Below are 15395 nucleotides of genomic sequence, written 5' to 3'. Positions count from 1 at the left end.
CATCGGTACAGGCACGATCGGTACGCAGGGCAGGCAAGGCACGACGGCGGGGAGCCCGGTCGCCAGGGACCCTCGTCACGTCGACGGTGCAAGGGGTGCGCACGTCCGGCGCCCGTCACCCACCGGGCTCGCTCCACGGACGTCGGTCGTGCCCGGGCCGGCCTCGGCCGCGACTTCCACGAGGGCACACGGGGGACGGAGCTGTCGTCCGTGTGCCGACAGGAGGTCGGCCATGCAGGTCACCCGGGCGCTGGAGCCCTTTCTCCCGTTGTGTCAGCGACTGATGCCGAGCCTGCCGGCCGCGCCGGGCAGACTGGCCGGGCTCTCCGCGGCGCTGCTGAAGGCGACGGCCCTGGAGATCGCGATCCTGGCCGGTCACCTCCTCCTCTATCCGTCCGGCATCGCCCAGGAGCGCCGGGCCGCGCTCCCCGCGGGCGAGGGCGGCGACGATCCGGCCCGGCTGCCGACGCAGGCCCCGCCCCCGGTGGTCCTCCTGCACGGTTTCATCGACAACCGCTCCGTGTTCGTGCTGCTGCGCCGCAGCCTCGCCCAGCACGGCAGGCATCGGGTGGAGTCGCTCAACTACTCCCCGTTGACCTGCGACATCCGCACCGCGGCCGAGCTGCTCGGCCGGCACATCGAGGAGATCTGTGCGCGCACCGGCAGCAGCCGGGTGGATGTGGTCGGGCACAGCCTCGGCGGCCTGATCGCCCGCTACTACGCGCAGCGGCTGGGCGGTGACGTGCGGGTGCGGACGCTGGTCACTCTCGGTACCCCGCACTCCGGCACCCGGGTGGTGCCGCTGGCGAACGCGCATCCGATCGTGCGCCAGATGCGTCCCGGCTCGGCGGTCATCGAGGAGCTGTCCCGGCCCGCGCCCGGCTGCCGTACGCGTTTCGTCAGCTTCTGGAGCGACCTCGACCATGTGATGGACCCGCTGGAGACCGCCCGGATCGACCACCCCGACCTGCTGGCGCAGAACATCCCGGTGACCGGTATCGGACATCTCGCCCTGCCGGTCCATCCGGCGGTCGCGGCGGGCATACGACAGGCCCTCGACGCCGCTCCGGAGGACGCGGCGACGGCCCCGTCCGCGGGCGGTCTGACGGTCGCGTGACGGTCCCGACCCCTCCAACGTCGAACACTCTTCGAACATAGAGCCAAAACCCGTGCCCGCCCTTCCCCGAAACAGGGCCGAATGCCCCTTTCCCTCGGGCACGAAACCTGCGGAAGATTGTCGTGCCCGCATACCGACGGGTACAGTCGCCGCACTGCTCTGGCAGCCCCTGTTGTCGGCGAAAGAGAAGTTGGTGAACGACCGTCACCCGTCGGGGATCATGACCACCCCGACCCCGGCTTCTGACGCCGACTCGGCGCCCTACACGTCGTACGGCACACAAGCGGAAGCCCAGTACGACGGCTTCACTTCGTACGACAACGGCTATGGCACCGGCACCTTCCACGCCGGGGCGCACACCACCGGCCAGTTCGCGGCCGACCCCCTGTTCGGCAGCCTCCCGGACGACGGTTCCGCCACCGGCTCGTACGACCACGCGCAGTGGAACACCGGCGGCCACCAGAACCCCGACACGGGCAGCCACCAGACCCTGAACTACGACCCGTACGCGGCCCAGCACCACGCCGCCTACGACACGGGCGCGTACGAGACGACCGGCTGGTCCGGCGACGTCCCGCAGCAGGCCGTGATCCCGCCGCAGGGCACGACGACCGACACCAGCGGTCACTGGGACGCGAGCGCCTGGCTCCAGCCCGACCCGTCCAGTGGCCCGGCCGACCAGACCCAGCACTGGGAATGGGGCACGCAGGCCTTCGACACGGGCGCGTACGACGCCACGCAGTGGAACTCCGACGGCGGCGAGAGCGCCACGGCCGCCGGTGCCGCCGACGAGTACGAGCAGCCGGCCGAGGTCCCCTTCGACCAGCAGGCCACCGCCACCTTCGAGCAGGTCGGCTACGACGAACCCGCCTCGGACGACGGCGAGTCGGCCGCCACCGGCGAGCTGCCCGCCCTCTCCGAGCCGCCCCTCCTCGACGAGCAGGAGGAGGTCGCCCCGGTACCTTCCTCCCGCGCCGCCGCCCGCAACGCGAGCCGCTCCCGCCGCCGGCCGCCCGCGCGGCGCTCCGCGCTGCTGACCGTGGCCGTCCCCTCCGTGTGTGTGATGGGCGTCGCCGGGATCGCCGCCGCCTCCGTCTCCACGCTGAACAGCGGTGACGACAAGGACACCACGGCGTCCGCCTCCGACGCGCAGGCCGTGAAGCCGTCCGCCGCCAACAACAAACTCGACGCGCAGCTCGAAACCCTGAGCGCCGAGGCCGACGACTTCGGCGACCGGGTCAGCCGCACGCAGGAACGTATCGACCTCAAGGCGCAGCAGGAGGCCGAGAAGAAGAAGGCGGCCGCCGAGGCCGCCCGCAAGGAGCGGCTGCGCCCCAAGTACGCCCTGCCGGTCGCCCAGCGCGGGCTCAGCGCCTACTTCGGCCAGGCCGGCATCAACTGGATGTCCCAGCACACCGGCATCGACTTCCCGGTGGCCTACGGCACCTCGGTGGTCGCGGCGACCGACGGCACCGTACGGACGCAGTGGAACAGCGCCTACGGCAACATGCTGATCCTGACGGCGAAGGACGGCACGGAGACCTGGTACTGCCACCTCTCCAGTTACCGCGTCGCCTCCGGTACGACCGTGAAGGCCGGCGACCCGGTCGCGTACTCCGGCAACTCCGGCAACTCCACCGGCCCGCACCTGCACTTCGAGGTCAGGCCGGCCGGCGGTTCGGCCATAGACCCGCTGTCGTGGCTGCGCAGCCACGGGCTCGACCCGACATAGACGCCTTCCTCATGAGCCCCCGCCGTCGAGGTGGGGGCTCATTTCGTTCGGCTACAGCTTCTCCACCGGGGCGTACCGCAGCAGCAGCCGCTTGGGCTTGGGGTCGCCGAAGTCGACCGTCGCCTCCGCGTTGGCTCCCGTGCCGCTCACTCCGACGACCGTGCCCAGCCCGAACTGGTCGTGGGTGACGCGGTCGCCGACGGCCAGCGAGACCACCGGCTTCTCCGCCGCCCCCCGGCGGGTCGCGAAGCCGGACGCACCGGCGGCCGAGGACCGCGAACGGGACGAGGACAGCGAGGCCGCGACCCCGGACACCGGACCGGAGGACACGGGCGCGGTCGCCCCCGTCCGCTTCCAGTCCACATGCGTCGCCGGGATCTCCTCCAGGAACCGGGACGGCGGGTTGTACGACGGCTGCCCCCAGGCGCTGCGCATCGCGGACCGCGTCAGGTAGAGCCGCTCCCGCGCGCGCGTGATGCCGACGTAGGCCAGGCGGCGCTCCTCCTCCAGCTCCTTGGTCTGGCCGAGGGCGCGCATGTGCGGGAAGACGCCGTCCTCCATGCCGGTGAGGAAGACGACCGGGAACTCCAGGCCCTTGGCGGTGTGCAGGGTCATCAGGGTGATGACGCCGGAGCCGTCCTCGTCCTCGTCGGGGATCTGGTCGGAGTCGGCGACGAGCGCGACCCGCTCCAGGAAGGCGGCGAGCCCGACGGGCGCCGCGCCCTCTCCTTCACCGGCCTCCTGCTCGAACTCCAGCGCCACGGCCGCGAGTTCCTGGAGGTTCTCGATGCGGGTCTCGTCCTGCGGGTCGGTGGAGGCCTGCAACTCGGCGAGGTAGCCGGTGCGTTCGAGCACCGCCTCCAGGACGGTGGCCGGGCCCGCGCCGGACTCGACGATCGTGCGCAGCTCCTCCATCAGGACGTTGAACCGCTTCACGGCGTTGGTGGAGCGCGCGGCCATGCCGTACGCCTCGTCGACGCGCTTGAGCGCCTGCGGGAAGCTGATCTTCTCGCGCTGGGACAGTGCGTCGATCATCGCCTCGGCGCGCTCGCCGATGCCGCGCTTGGGCACGTTGAGGATGCGGCGCAGCGGGACCGAGTCCTCCGGGTTGGCCAGGACGCGCAGGTAGGCCAGGACGTCCCGGACCTCCTTGCGCTCGTAGAAGCGGACACCGCCGACGACCTTGTAGGGCAGGCCCACGCGGATGAAGATCTCTTCGAAGACACGGGACTGGGCGTTGGTGCGGTAGAAGACCGCGACGTCACCGGCCTTGGCGTCGCCCGCGTCGGTGAGTCGGTCTATCTCGTCGGCGACGAACTGTGCCTCGTCGTGCTCGGTGTCGGCGACGTAGCCGGTGATGCGCGCGCCCGCGCCCGCGTTGGTCCACAGGTTCTTGGGGCGGCGGGACTCGTTGCGTTCGATGACAGCGTTGGCGGCGGACAGGATCGTCTGCGTGGAGCGGTAGTTCTGCTCCAGCAGGATCGTCGTCGCGTTCGGGTAGTCCTCCTCGAACTGGAGGATGTTGCGGATCGTCGCGCCCCGGAAGGCGTAGATCGACTGGTCGGCGTCACCGACGACACAGAGCTCGGCGGGCCGGAGGTCGTACTCGCTGGGCGGTACGTCCACCGGGTGCTCGGCGGTGCCGACCAGCTCGCGCACGAGGGCGTACTGGGCGTGGTTGGTGTCCTGGTACTCGTCGACCAGGACGTGCCGGAAGCGGCGGCGGTAGTGCTCGGCGACGTCGGGGAAGGCGCGCAGCAGGTTGACCGTCGTCATGATCAGGTCGTCGAAGTCGAGGGCGTTCGCCTCGCGGAGACGGGACTGGTACATGGCGTACGCCTGGGCGAGGGTCTTCTCGAAGCCGTCGGTGGCCTGGGCGGCGAAGTCCTCCTCGTCGATCAGCTCGTTCTTCAGGTTGCTGATCTTGGCGCTGAAGGACTTCGGCGGGAAGCGCTTGGGATCGAGGTCCAGGTCACGGCAGACCAGGGCCATCAGGCGCTTGGAGTCGGCGGCGTCGTAGATCGAGAAGGAGGAGGTGAAGCCGAGCTTCTTCGACTCGCGCCGCAGGATCCGCACGCACGCGCTATGGAACGTCATGACCCACATCGCGTTCGCGCGCGGGCCGACGAGCTGCTCGACGCGCTCCTTCATCTCGCCCGCTGCCTTGTTGGTGAAGGTGATCGCGAGGATCTGGCCCGGGTGGACGTCGCGCTCGGCAAGGAGGTGGGCGATGCGGTGCGTGAGCACGCGCGTCTTGCCGGAGCCGGCGCCGGCGACGATGAGCAGCGGGGTCTCGGCGTGGACGACGGCCGCCCGCTGGTTCTCGTTCAGCCCCTCCAGGAGCGCTGCCGCGTCGATCGCCGGGCGCGGGGCGCCGTCGCGGTAGTAGGCGTCCCGGTCCGGGGGCACGTCGAACTTCCCGCCGAACAGATCGTCCGGAAGCGGCTCCGGAGCGTGATCATCCTCGGGCGGCGGCGGGGTCTCCTCCGCGTGGGCACGGGGGCCCTGGAGGTCCGCCAGGAAGCTGTCGTCAAAGAGGCTGCTCATCGCTCTCCGAGTCTAGGGGGCGCCACTGACAACCGGCCGCCGTCCCCGAAACATCCCGCCACTCACCTTCCGGGGCTGCCCTATCACAACACGTGACCAGCCGGGCGGCGTTTGGCCCAGGTCACGAAAATGTATCGGGCATATCGCCCATCAACCTTCACACGCGCCACACGAGTTGGCTACCGTGCCGGGCAGGCCGTACGACCTCCACCGGCGAACCTCGCCGGGCCGCGCGGCCTCCGCCGAGTCCGGCACGCCCCCTTCGCGGCAGCCGGAGCCGGGGACCCACCGAGACTCTGGGGTGAATCGGCCCGACCCCTTTCCGGGGAACGGGCCGTAGGGCAACCCTTCCGAACCATCCGCCCGAACCCGACAGCTAACCCGGTAGGCGGACGATGGAAGGAGTCGCCTCCCTTGGCGTCGCAGCACCGCAAGCCGCGCTCCACCGGTTCACGCGTGGCGGGCATACGCACGCCCGCTCTCGCCACCGCCGCCCTCACGTCGGTGGCCCTGCTCTCCCAGTCGGCGAACGCCGCCCCGTCGGACGACGGCAGGCCGAGCCTGGAGGAGGTCGAGAAGAAGGTCGACGACCTCTACCGCCAGGCGGAGTCGGCGACCGAGAAGTACAACGCCGCCAAGGAGAAGACGACCAAACAGCGCAAGCGCGTCGACGGCCTCCTCGACGACGTCGCCCAGCGCACCCAGAAGCTCAACGAGGCACGCGAGGAGCTGGGCTCCTTCGCCGCCGCCCAGTACCGCACCGGCGCCTCCGCGCCCGACACGGCGACCTTCCTGCTCGCGGACACCCCGCAGGACTACTTCGACCAGACGCAGCTGATGGGCCGGATGACCGACCGTCAGAAGGGCGCGGTCGACGACTACGTCACCGAGCAGTCGGCGACGATGCAGAAGCGCCGGGAGGCCGGCGAGAGCCTGGCCGCGCTCACCGACACGCAGAGCGACCTGAAGACGGCCAAGGCGACCGTCCAGAAGAAGCTCGGCGACGCGCGCGAGCTGCTGTCGCAGCTGACCGCCCAGGAGAAGGCGCGGCTCGCGGCGATCGAGCAGCAGAAGCAGGAGGAGGCCGCCCGCAAGGCGGCGGAGCTCGCGCAGCGGCAGGCGGCCGAGCAGGCGGCGCAGCAGGAGAGCGGCGGCACCTCCTCGGACGCGGGCGGCACGTCGTCCTCGTCGCCCGCCCCGGACGCCTCGTACACCACCAAGGCCGAGAAGGCCCTCGCCTTCGCCCGCTCGCAGATCGGCAAGCCCTACGTCTGGGGCGCGACCGGCCCCGACTCCTTCGACTGCTCCGGCCTCACCCAGGCCGCCTGGAAGGCCGCGGGCGTCACCCTCCCGCGCACCACCTACGACCAGGTGAACGCCGGCACCACCGTCTCCCTCGCCGACGCCCGCCCCGGTGACCTGGTCTTCTTCTACGACGACGTCAGCCATGTCGGCATCTACATCGGCAACGGCATGATGATCCACGCCCCGAAGCCGGGCGCGTACGTCCGCGAGGAGTCGATCTACTACGACGGCGAGTCGGGCATCCACAGCGTGGTCCGGCCGGCCTGATCCGCCGCACACGCGCATAGGCCCTCTTTCCCAGGCACGTGGGTACGGGCGCCGCTGTGTGCCCGTACGCGCGTGTGCGGCCCGCTGGGCGCGCGGTACGCGCGTGTGCGGGCAGTTCTGGCGGCACACGCGCGTGAGGGTCCGTAGGGGCGGCTGAGGGACCCCGGGGAGCGTGATCTGCTCACCCTTGCGCGTGGCGTGCAGGCCGTGTCGCGCCGGGCGCATCCGGAACCCGCCGCGCGCCCCACCCCTCGCCGCCGCACCCCTCGCCGCCGCACCCGTCTGCGTACGCCCGCGCGTATTTCCTCGCCCCCGCGCGCGTGCCCCCGCGCAAGCCGCTCCGCACTCCCTAGCATCGGCTGCATGTCCGGCTCCCCCTCCCCCGCCCTCTCCCTTCGTGCCTGGTGGGCGCAGCGTCCCCCGGCTGCCGGGGCCGCCGTGCTGGCGACCGGCATCCTGTCGGTCGGACTGCACCTGACCGGATACGAGACCCTCTCCCGCGTCCTGCTGGCGCTGGCCGGCGCCGCCTGGGTGGCGCTCGGCGTGGACTTCGCCGTCCGGCTGGTGGGCGAGCGCGAGCGCTGGCTGACGGAGGCGGCCACACCGGGCGGGCTGACCGCCGTGGCCGCCACGACCGTCCTCGGGACCCGGGTCTCGGCGCTCGGCTGGCAGACCCTGGCCGAGGCGCTGCTGGCGCTGGCAGCGGTGCTGTGGCCGGTGCTGCTGCTGCGCGTCATGGGGAACTGGTCGCGGCGGATGCCCGGGGAGGTCTTCCTGTGCTGTGTGGCCACGCAGGGGCTCGCGGTGCTCGCGGCGACCGTGGCCGCGGCGGAGGCCACGGCATGGCCGGCGCACGCCGCGCTGGTGCTGTTCTGGCTGGGGCTGGTGCTCTACGTACTGATGCTGGCCCGGTTCGACTGGCGTCAGGTGACCGAGGGCGCCGGGGACCACTGGGTGGCGGGCGGGGCGCTCGCCGTCTCGGCACTCGCGGGCGCGAGGCTCGTCGCGGCCGACAGCCCGGCGCTGTACCTGTGGAACGTCGACGACATGGACGTACTGCGCAAGGTGACCGTGGCACTGCTGGTCCTCGCGCTGTGCTGGTACGCCGTCCTGCTCGTCGCCGAGATCGGGTGGCCGCGCCCGCGCTACGACGTGCGGCGGTGGGCGACGGTCTTCCCGCTGGGGATGACGGCGGCGGCGATGACGGCGGTCTCCACGGCCCTCGAGCTCGCGTGGCCGGAGGGGACCGGGAAGGTGCTGCTGTGGGTCGCGGCGGCGGCGTGGCTGGTCGTCGCCGCCATGGCGGTGGCCGAGGCCCGACAGTCGATCAGGTCCACAGCACGGCGATGAAGACGTTCGCCACGGTCAGCAGTCCGACCAGGGCGAACAGCGGCTTCTCCACCTTCTCGTCGTCCCGCTTCACGTAGACGAGGCCGAGGATCACGATCAGCAGGGCCAGCTTCACGCCGATCTTGACGTTGTTGACGGTCTGGTCGTCCGCCTGGTTGAGGCCGACCAGGATCACGCCGGTGACCAGCATCGTCGCCGCGCCGTGCAGCATCGCGGGGACGAAGCGGGCCGTGCCGCGGCCCATCGCCTTCAGCTGTGTGAGGAAGCCGCCCAGCAGCGCGGCGATACCGATGATGTGCAGGCCGACGAAGAGATGGATGAGTACGTCCATGAGGCCGGATGCTAGCCAGCCGGGTACGGACCGCCCGACACCGCCCCTCCTCCGACCGCACCCGCATATATGCGTTCCATAGCAGCCCTGCGCCGCGGGGCACCCCGGAATCGCCGCTTCGGTCAGCGCACCCTGTGAAGCCGACGGCCCCGGTCCGGATTCCTGGGCAGATACGGTCAGTCGGCAGTCCACTCGTGCCATTTCCGTACATCGCGTTACCAAGCCGACACAGACGGGCCTAGCGTCCTCCCCCAGGTGACCGGCTCCCCACAGCCGCCCGGGCCAGGGGCGGCAGTCGGCCACCACCGCCGAGAAGGTCCGGCGGCGTCCCGCTCCCCCTGTGCGGGCCGTCGCCGGACGCGTCAGCCACACCCCCCGTGGCCGTCCGTCCGCTCACCCGACGGCCGTGGACCCGCTGACCGCCGTCGGTCGGGCCGACCTCGTCGGTCCGCCTGACGCCCGTACGGACGAGGCGGTCGTACGAAAGGACGTGCAAGTCCCAGGTGGCAGCGCACCGCAAGCCCCGACAGCGCTCGCTCGGCGGCCAGAAGGCCCGTACGGCGTTCACACTCGCCCTCGCGGGCGCGGCGACGGCGACGGCCTTCGACGGGACCGGACAGGCCGAGCCGAACCTGACCCCCGCGCAGGTCAAGGCCAAGGTGGACCAGCTGTACCGCGAGGCGGAGGACGCCACCGAGAAGTACAACGGCGCCCAGGAGAAGGCCACGGCCGCCGCCCAGCGCCTGAAGACCCTGCGGGACGAGGCGGCCCGCAAGGAGGAACGGCTCAACTCGGCCCGGGAGGAACTGGGTTCGATGGCCGCGGCGCAGTACCGCAACGGCGGGCTCGACCCCGCCGTGCAACTCGCGCTCTCCGACGACCCCGACCAGTACCTCGACGGCGCCGCCTTCGCCGAACGCGCCGGCGACCGGCAGTCGGCCACCGTCAACCGTGTCCGCCGACAGCTGCGGGAGATCGAGCAGTTGCGAGGCGCCGCCCGCCTCGAACTGACCACGCTCAGAACCCGCCGGGCCGAACTGAAGCAGCACAAGACGACGATCACCGGCAAGCTGGACGCGGCCCGCCGCATGCTGGAGCAGCTGACCGCGGCGGACCGGGACCGGATCACGGAGGGCACCGGCCCCGGCGGCACGACGGCGGGCCGCGCCTCCCGGGGCACCACGGACGCCCGCGACACGCTCTCGCCGCCCGGCTCCGCCACGGCCGGGGCCCCCACCTCCCGCGCCGCGGCCGCCGTGTCCTACGCCTACGCCAAGCTCGGCAGCCCCTACGTCTGGGGCGCGACAGGCCCGGACGCCTTCGACTGCTCGGGGCTGGCCCTGGCCGCCTACCGCTCGGCCGGGATCTCCCTGCCTCGCACGACCTACGCCCAGATCGACGCCGGCCGACGGGTCTCCCGCTCCGCGCTCCTCCCGGGAGACCTGGTGTTCTTCTACTCCGGCATCACCCACGTCGGCATCTACATCGGCAACGGCCAGATGATCCACGCCCCCAACCCCTCGGCCCCGGTCCGCGTGGCACCGATCGACGAGATGCCGTTCGCGGGGGCGACCCGCGTCGTGTGAGACGCGGGACCGGCCGGGCGCTGTGCGAAGGACGGCCCCTGCCGTGAGGAGGGCGGTCCCGCGACAGGCGGCGCGGCGCCCTCGCTCACACCAGTCGCCGCGCCGTCGCCCACCGGGTCAGCTCGTGACGGTTGGACAGCTGGAGCTTGCGCAGGACCGCCGAGACATGCGACTCGACCGTCTTCACCGAGATGTAGAGCTGCCTCGCGATCTCCTTGTAGGCGTACCCACGGGCGATGAGACGCAGCACCTCACGCTCACGCTGGGTGAGCCGGTCCAGGTCCTCGTCGACCGGCGGGGCGTCCGTGGAGGCGAAGGCGTCGAGGACGAACCCGGCGAGGCGCGGCGAGAACACCGCGTCGCCCTCCTGCACCCGGAAGATCGAGTCGACCAGATCGGTGCCGGTGATCGTCTTGGTGACATAGCCCCGGGCGCCGCCCCGGATCACACCGATCACGTCCTCCGCCGCGTCCGAGACGGACAGGGCGAGGAAACGCACCGGCCGCTCGGCGTCGGCCATCAACGGGGCGCAGCGGCGCAGCACTTCGACCCCGCCGCCGCCCGGCAGATGGACGTCGAGGAGGACCACCTCGGGCCGGGTCGCGGTGATCACCGTGACCGCCTGGTCGACGTCCGCCGCCTCGCCGATCACCTCGACGCCCGTCTGTTCGGTCTGGCCGATCTCCGCCTGTACGCCCGTGCGGAACATGCGGTGGTCGTCGACCAGGACCACCTGCACCCGGCGCCCGTTCGCGCCGTCGCCCTGGCCGGGCTCGGCTCCTTCGGCCGCCCCCGCCGTCCCGTTCGCCTCGGTCGGGTCACTCATGTTGTGGCCTCCGCCCTCTCCATCTCCAGCTCGACCTCCGTGCCGCCGCCGGGGACCGCCCGCAGCCGCGCCGTGCCGCCGTGGCGCTCCATGCGGCCGATGATCGATTCTCTGACGCCCATGCGGTCGGCGGGTATCGATTCCAGGTCGAAGCCGGGACCGCGGTCCCGGACGGACACGAAGACCGTCCTGCCCTCGACTTCGGCGTAGACCTGTACGGCGCCGCCCTCGCCACCGTACTTGGCGGCGTTCACCATCGCCTCGCGCGCGGCCTGCATCTGTGCCCCCACCCGTTCGTCGAGCGAGCAGTCGCCCACGATCACCACCTCTATCGGGACACCGTGCTTGTCCTCGACCTCCGCCGCGTTGCGCCGGACCGCGTCGGCGACCGTGGTCGGCTCGTCCGCCTCCTCCTTGCCCGTGCCCTCGGGCTTGTAGAGCCAGGTGCGCAGGTCGCGCTCCTGGGCGCGGGCGAGACGGCGCACCTCGTTCGCGTTCTCCGCGTTGCGCTGGATCAGGGTGAGGGTGTGCAGCACCGAGTCGTGCACATGTGCCGCGACCTCCGCGCGCTCCTGGGCCCTGATGCGCATCAGGCGTTCCTCGGAGAGGTCCTGGGTCATCCGGACCAGGTAGGGCCCGGCGAGGAGCGTGATCCCGACGAGCACGGCGAGCGCGGCCTGGAGGACGGAACCGAGGTGAGCTGCGGAGCCCTGAAGGACGAAGATGCCGGAGACACCGGCGGTGACGAGGAGAACACCCCCGCCGGCCCGCAGGAGCGTGAGCGTGCGGCGTCTGCGGCCGACCTCGACCCAGCGGGCCCGGCGGGCGTTGTCCGCCTGCCGCCAGACCAGGGCGACACCGGCGCCGACGAGCACGGCGGGCAGCAGATACGCCTTGGCGCCGCTGCCCAGGTTCACATTGCCGACGAAGACCATGGCGACGACGACCATGAGGAGCAGGGCGACGATCTGCCCCTTGTCGGGCTTGCGCGCGACGAGTCTGCGGCGGCCGTCGGGCGCGGCCTCGGTGGTGACGAGGGACGGCGGCTTCTGGTCGCCGACCCCGCCGACGCCGAGCGGCACGAAGAACCAGAAGGCCGCGTACAGCAGGGCACCGAGGCCGTCCGCCATGAACAGGCCGACGAAGACGAGCCGCACCCACACCACGGGCAGCCCGAGATGCCCGGCGAGCCCCCGCGCCACGCCACCCAGCCAGCGTCCGTCGCTGCTGCGGTAGAGCTTGCGCGGCGGCCGCGGTTCGACGAGTGGCGCTGCTGCGGCTTCCGGCATGCCAACGATGCTCACACAGCCGACCGGCCCGGGCATCAGGGTTCGCCCCCGAGACGCCCCTGATCTTCGACGCCGGCGCACGTCGAACGCCTCCCCGGTCCTGGATCAGGGCCGATATCAGGGTCCGACCAGGGTCATTCCGACTGCCGCCGGGGCCGCCCGCCCGCCACCATGGAGTCATGGCAGACCACCAGCACGCCGCGGACGCCGTGCCCGACGGGGACACCGCGCCCGACGCGGCCACCCCGTCCCCCGGCACACCCGGCAACGCAGGTGAGGAACCGCGCGCGCACGAGCGGGCGGGCGCGCAAGGAGAAGGAGAACGGGGAGAAGGAGAACAGCGAGGCCCGGGCGACCAGGGAAGCCAGGAAGGCCAAGGAGGCCAGGGAGTACTCAGCGATCGCGACGACCCGGGAGACCTGGACGCCCGAGCGGGCAGGAACGGCCCGGACGACCGGAAGGGCCGGGAGGCCCCGAAGGATCGGCAGGACCCGAAGGACCGGCAGGACCGGGACGAAGGCGATTCGTCCGCGGGCGCAGGCGCGATCGCGGGCGCGGGCCGGGCGGAAGATGCGGGTGGGGCCGAAGAGGCCGGCGGTACGGAGGAGACAGGAGCGGCAGGGGTGGTGAAGGACATGCGGGGCGGCGACGGCGTGACAGCGGCCGAGGCCGCGATCGGCGCCGCCACGGCGTGGGCGGCCGGGGCAGGATCGAGCACGGCCGGCCCGGGGACGACCGAGGCGGCGGGGGCGAGGGCTGCCGGCGGTGCGGGGCCGGCGGAAGCGGCCGCCGCCGAAGGGACCGGCGCCGCGGACGGCACCGACGCCGTCGTACCTCCCGACAGATTCCGGCGCGACCGGCGGCACAAGGTGCTGGCGGGGGTCTGCGCGGGGCTGGGGCGGCAGTGCGACATGGATCCGGTGATCTTCCGGATCACGCTCGCCGTGCTCTCCGCGACCGGCGGCATCGGTCTCATCTTCTACGGCTTCGCGTGGCTCCTCGTCCCCTACTCCGACGAGGAGCAGAACGAGGTCCGCAAGCTGCTGACCGGCCGGGTCGACGGCCAGGCCCTCACGGCCGTGCTGTTCGCGCTGGTCGGCTGCGGGGTGTTCCTGTCGATGCTGAAGAACGGCGGGGTGCTGACGTTCGCCGTCGTCCTCTCCCTCCTTCTGGCCGGCGCGGGGTACTGGTCGCGGCACCGGGACTCCTCGGCCCCCGACCCGCTGGCCGCGCAGGCCGTCGCGGACGCCCCGCCGGAGGCCCAGGCACCGCCGGTGCCGTCCGCCTACCCCTCCTGGTGGCGCGACCCCATCGTCAAGGACGGCACGCACGACGGCGGCACCGGCTATCTGTGGGGCCCCCGGGACTCCCGCGGTCGGGACATCGCGGCGGCCGTCAATGTGAGCCTCACCGGCCACAGCCACCCCGAGGACATCCACACCCCGCGCGAACACATACGCCGGCCGCCCGGTCCCCGCTGGATCGGCGGGTGGACCTTCCTGCTCTCCCTGCTCGCGGGCTGCCTCGTCACCCGGCACGCCTGGGACGATCACCCACTCGGCACCAGTCTTCAGGCCGGCCTGGCGGCGGCGCTCGTCGTGCTCGGCGCGGGCATCGCGATCAGCTCGTTCCTGGGGCGCACGGGGGCGGGATCGGTGTTCCTGGCGATCGTCGCGGCGGGCCTGCTGGCCGCGTCGGCGGCCCTGCCCAAGGACGTCGGCACGCACTGGATCGACCGGACGTGGCGTCCCGCAGCGGTGGCGGACGTTCAGAAGGCGTACGACCTGGGCACCGGCGACGGCACGCTGGACCTGTCCCGGCTGGACCTCGCCAAGGGGCAGACGGTGAGCACCAGCGCCGAGGTGGGTCTCGGCCGGCTGCGGGTGATCGTGCCGCCGGACGTGACCGTGAAGCTGAACATCGACGTGGGACTCGGCGACATCCAACTGCCGGGCGACAACGAGAAGGACGTGGACGTGGAGCCGGGCAAGCAGAAGAAGACGACCCTGCCGCCGGTGCCGGGCACCGGGGGCGGCGGGACGCTCGACCTGGACCTCCATGTCGGCGTGGGACAGGCGGAGGTGACCCGTGCTGCGTCATGAGTTCCAGCCCGGACGGCTCGTCGCCGGGGCCTTCCTCACCTTCGCGGGGGTCGTCTACGCGGGTGACGCGGGCGGCCTCTGGGACACGCCGTGGTTCGCGGTGATCCCGATGGTCGTCGGCGGCCTCTGTCTGGCGGGCGCGACGGGCGTGATGGCCCACGCGATACGCAGCCGCCGTGGCCCCGGCCGGCACACACCGACCGAGGCCACGGGCTCGGACACAAGGATCTGATCTGGGCTGCGCCAGGTCGGACGGGAAGGTCTGATCTGGGCTGCCCCAGGTCGGAAAGGAAAGTCTGATCTGGGCCGCGCCAGGTCGGACACGGAGGTCTGACCTGGGCTACGCCAGGCCCCCCGCCGACTCCCGGCGCCTCTTGCGCAGGACCGCGTCGAGGGAGAGGACCGGGGCGCCCGCGAGGACGAAGGGGAGCCAGGCCATGAGGTAGGGAAGGTCGTTGCCGTAGTAGTAGGGCTCGGCGGACCAGCTCACGGTCAGCCAGAGGCTGAGCGAGATCAGGGCTCCGCCGAGGGCGGCGAGGCGGGTGAGCAGGCCCACCAGGACGCCGATGCCGACGGCGAGTTCGCCGAAGGCGATGGCGTAGCCGAAGCCGACCGGGTTCTTCAGAGCCAGGTCGACCAGGGCCGGGATGGCCGAGGAGTCACGGACGGCACGCATGGTGTCGCCGATGGAACCGGCACCGCCGTCCTTCATGAAGGCGCTGTCCGTGAGTTTGTCGAGACCGGCGTAGATGAAGGTGACGCCGAGGAAGACGCGCAGTGGGAGCAGGGCGTACCGACTGGCGGTGTCCCGCCAGTCCCGGCCGCCGCCGTCGAGATAAGGAGGGTACGTGTCCGTTCGCATGCCATGAGTCATCGCCCGAGCCGCCTCTCGCCCGCCGTGGTGGGACCCCTCAACAGACCATACGTACGAAATGGGGGCCAT

The 15395-nt window shown here is 72.0% G+C and carries 12 protein-coding genes and 1 riboswitch; of the genes, 7 read left to right on the top strand and 5 right to left on the bottom strand.

The features are described from left to right. Positions 1 to 232: 232 nt before the first annotated feature. Complete coding sequence (locus IE275_RS03690; RefSeq protein WP_189707467.1) at positions 233 to 1117, top strand: esterase/lipase family protein; 885 nt, start codon at positions 233 to 235, stop codon at positions 1115 to 1117. Between the two features lie 193 nt (positions 1118 to 1310). Further along, positions 1311 to 2849, top strand: a complete 1539-nt coding sequence (locus tag IE275_RS03685; protein WP_229870083.1) for a M23 family metallopeptidase — start codon at positions 1311 to 1313, stop codon at positions 2847 to 2849. 51 nt (positions 2850 to 2900) lie between these two features. On the opposite strand, the gene pcrA is transcribed toward IE275_RS03685, so the two are convergent. Then, positions 2901 to 5396: a DNA helicase PcrA gene (gene pcrA, locus IE275_RS03680; RefSeq protein WP_189707465.1), complete on the bottom strand. Its 2496-nt coding sequence runs from the start codon at positions 5394 to 5396 to the stop codon at positions 2901 to 2903. A gap of 244 nt (positions 5397 to 5640) precedes the next feature. Beyond that, positions 5641 to 5802, top strand: a riboswitch (cyclic di-AMP (ydaO/yuaA leader). Positions 5803 to 5810: 8 nt separating this feature from the next. Between pcrA and IE275_RS03675 the strand changes: the two genes are divergently transcribed. Next, complete coding sequence (locus IE275_RS03675) at positions 5811 to 6968, top strand: C40 family peptidase (RefSeq protein WP_189707463.1); 1158 nt, start codon at positions 5811 to 5813, stop codon at positions 6966 to 6968. Between the two features lie 363 nt (positions 6969 to 7331). Continuing rightward, positions 7332 to 8318 (top strand): tellurite resistance/C4-dicarboxylate transporter family protein, encoded by a 987-nt coding sequence (locus tag IE275_RS03670; RefSeq protein ID WP_189707461.1) that lies wholly within the window; start codon positions 7332 to 7334, stop codon positions 8316 to 8318. Here the strand turns inward: IE275_RS03670 and IE275_RS03665 are convergent. Continuing rightward, positions 8296 to 8649, bottom strand: a complete 354-nt coding sequence (locus IE275_RS03665; RefSeq protein WP_189707459.1) for a hypothetical protein — start codon at positions 8647 to 8649, stop codon at positions 8296 to 8298. The two genes, IE275_RS03670 and IE275_RS03665, sit on opposite strands and share 23 nt — an antisense overlap. A gap of 503 nt (positions 8650 to 9152) precedes the next feature. Between IE275_RS03665 and IE275_RS03660 the strand changes: the two genes are divergently transcribed. Next, positions 9153 to 10235, top strand: a complete 1083-nt coding sequence (locus IE275_RS03660; RefSeq protein WP_189707457.1) for a C40 family peptidase — start codon at positions 9153 to 9155, stop codon at positions 10233 to 10235. Between the two features lie 85 nt (positions 10236 to 10320). Here the strand turns inward: IE275_RS03660 and IE275_RS03655 are convergent, their stop codons facing one another. Both IE275_RS03655 and IE275_RS03650 read right to left on the bottom strand, forming a co-directional pair. Continuing rightward, entirely contained in the window at positions 10321 to 11061 is a 741-nt protein-coding gene (locus tag IE275_RS03655; protein WP_189707455.1) for a LuxR C-terminal-related transcriptional regulator, read from the bottom strand. Continuing rightward, positions 11058 to 12350 carry an ATP-binding protein gene (locus IE275_RS03650; RefSeq protein WP_229870082.1) on the bottom strand — a complete coding sequence of 431 codons (1293 nt, stop codon included), beginning with the start codon at positions 12348 to 12350 and terminating at the stop codon, positions 11058 to 11060. The genes IE275_RS03655 and IE275_RS03650 overlap by 4 nt, the downstream gene beginning before the upstream one ends. A 635-nt stretch (positions 12351 to 12985) precedes the next feature. On the opposite strand from IE275_RS03650, the gene IE275_RS03645 reads away from it, so the two are divergent. Together IE275_RS03645 and IE275_RS03640 are read left to right on the top strand one after the other, a co-directional pair. Next, positions 12986 to 14452, top strand: a complete 1467-nt coding sequence (locus IE275_RS03645) for a PspC domain-containing protein (RefSeq protein WP_189708655.1) — start codon at positions 12986 to 12988, stop codon at positions 14450 to 14452. Beyond that, positions 14439 to 14684, top strand: a complete 246-nt coding sequence (locus tag IE275_RS03640) for a hypothetical protein (RefSeq protein WP_189707451.1) — start codon at positions 14439 to 14441, stop codon at positions 14682 to 14684. Before IE275_RS03645 ends, IE275_RS03640 begins: the two co-directional genes overlap by 14 nt. A 108-nt stretch (positions 14685 to 14792) precedes the next feature. Here IE275_RS03640 and IE275_RS03635 read toward each other — a convergent pair whose 3' ends face one another. After that, positions 14793 to 15326 carry a DoxX family protein gene (locus IE275_RS03635; RefSeq protein WP_189707449.1) on the bottom strand — a complete coding sequence of 178 codons (534 nt, stop codon included), beginning with the start codon at positions 15324 to 15326 and terminating at the stop codon, positions 14793 to 14795. Between the last annotated feature and the right edge of the window lie 69 nt (positions 15327 to 15395).

Origin of the sequence: Streptomyces phaeofaciens, assembly GCF_014648915.1 — a bacterium.
Classification (GTDB): domain Bacteria; phylum Actinomycetota; class Actinomycetes; order Streptomycetales; family Streptomycetaceae; genus Streptomyces; species Streptomyces phaeofaciens.
This window is presented reverse-complemented; position numbering and strand designations above follow the sequence as displayed.

Bases quoted from the DNA above. Each gene is read 5' to 3' on its own strand.
- IE275_RS03665 (WP_189707459.1), bottom strand. From the start codon at position 8,649: ATGGACGTACTCATCCATCTCTTCGTCGGCCTGCACATCATCGGTATC.
- IE275_RS03650 (WP_229870082.1), bottom strand. From the start codon at position 12,350: ATGCCGGAAGCCGCAGCAGCGCCACTCGTCGAACCGCGGCCGCCGCGC.
- IE275_RS03645 (WP_189708655.1), top strand. From the start codon at position 12,986: ATGCGGGGCGGCGACGGCGTGACAGCGGCCGAGGCCGCGATCGGCGCC.
- IE275_RS03690 (WP_189707467.1), top strand. From the start codon at position 233: ATGCAGGTCACCCGGGCGCTGGAGCCCTTTCTCCCGTTGTGTCAGCGA.
- IE275_RS03670 (WP_189707461.1), top strand. From the start codon at position 7,332: ATGTCCGGCTCCCCCTCCCCCGCCCTCTCCCTTCGTGCCTGGTGGGCG.
- IE275_RS03655 (WP_189707455.1), bottom strand. From the start codon at position 11,061: ATGAGTGACCCGACCGAGGCGAACGGGACGGCGGGGGCGGCCGAAGGA.
- IE275_RS03635 (WP_189707449.1), bottom strand. From the start codon at position 15,326: ATGACTCATGGCATGCGAACGGACACGTACCCTCCTTATCTCGACGGC.
- pcrA (WP_189707465.1), bottom strand. From the start codon at position 5,396: ATGAGCAGCCTCTTTGACGACAGCTTCCTGGCGGACCTCCAGGGCCCC.